At 35.5% G+C, this 910-nt stretch carries 2 protein-coding genes; one reads left to right on the top strand and one right to left on the bottom strand.

Features of this window, described 5'->3' with window-relative positions; translation table 11 throughout:
- Positions 1-159: Dabb family protein (locus tag GOU96_RS17820; RefSeq protein WP_324702097.1), on the bottom strand; the 159-nt coding region annotated here is incomplete at its 3' end.
- Between the two features lie 177 nt (positions 160-336).
- Between GOU96_RS17820 and GOU96_RS17825 the strand changes: the two genes are divergently transcribed.
- A complete protein-coding gene (locus GOU96_RS17825; RefSeq protein WP_000942055.1) occupies positions 337-867 on the top strand; it encodes a chorismate mutase in 531 nt (176 codons plus the stop codon).
- Positions 868-910 lie beyond the last annotated feature (43 nt).

Consider the following 910-nt stretch of genomic DNA (forward strand, 5'->3'; position numbering starts at 1 on the left):
ACCTTGATTTTTACCTTCAGGACTATCATTTTCTCCCCACTCAACAGACAAAACACCATCCACTTTATCAGGCATAGAGGCAAACAAATTCTTTAATTTTTCAATATCAGATGGCTCTGCCGACGGTCTAAACTTTATAAGTAATATGTGTCGTATCATTTCATTCACTTTATGTCAGCTAACATCAACCTAACCTTAGAGGTAACGTAACGCTTAACTATCCACATGGCAACATCACCATAAAACTCAGGTAGCAAAAAAGACAAAATGGTGACAATCCCCCTACAAGCGATTGTTATGCTTTGGGGCCTAATCACTCTTTATAAGGATAATTTTATGCTCCAAACCATACTAATATTTGCTGCATCTTTAATTTCATTTAATTCTATTGCTTCAGTGACATCTCAAGATTTGTTCACAGCTATCAACCTACGCCTCAGTTACATGGAAGATGTCGCTTTATATAAAGCCTATAATAATGAACCCATCGAAGATACAAAACGTGAAGCAATTGTTATTAACAATGCCAGCATATCAGCAGAAAAAGAAGGTTTAAATAAAGAAAGCGTAGTAGATTTTTTCAGTGCTCAAATATCAGCAGCTAAGGCTATACAATATAGATATCGAGCTGATTTATTGACTACATCAACAGACAAGAAACCAAAAGATTTAGAGACTGTCATACGACCAGAGTTGATAAAATTAGGTAAAGATATTAATACCAAAATCGCACAATATCTACGTGAGGGTGGCAGCTTTACTAAAGATGAATTAGAAGTTTTTAAAGCAACTCTAAAATCCCGCTATTTAAAGGAATCGGACAAAGAACTGTTATTTGACTCTTTAACCAAAATACGACTTCAATAAAGTAGAGTTTGATTGTATTAACTGGAGCCGCTAACGCCCGCCT

Origin of the sequence: Vibrio sp. R-1, assembly GCF_035615595.1 — a bacterium.
Classification (GTDB): Bacteria; Pseudomonadota; Gammaproteobacteria; order Enterobacterales; family Vibrionaceae; genus Vibrio; species Vibrio cholerae.

Excerpts from the sequence above, each read along its gene's own strand:
- GOU96_RS17825 (WP_000942055.1), top strand. The coding sequence starts at position 337 with ATGCTCCAAACCATACTAATATTTGCTGCATCTTTAATTTCATTTAAT.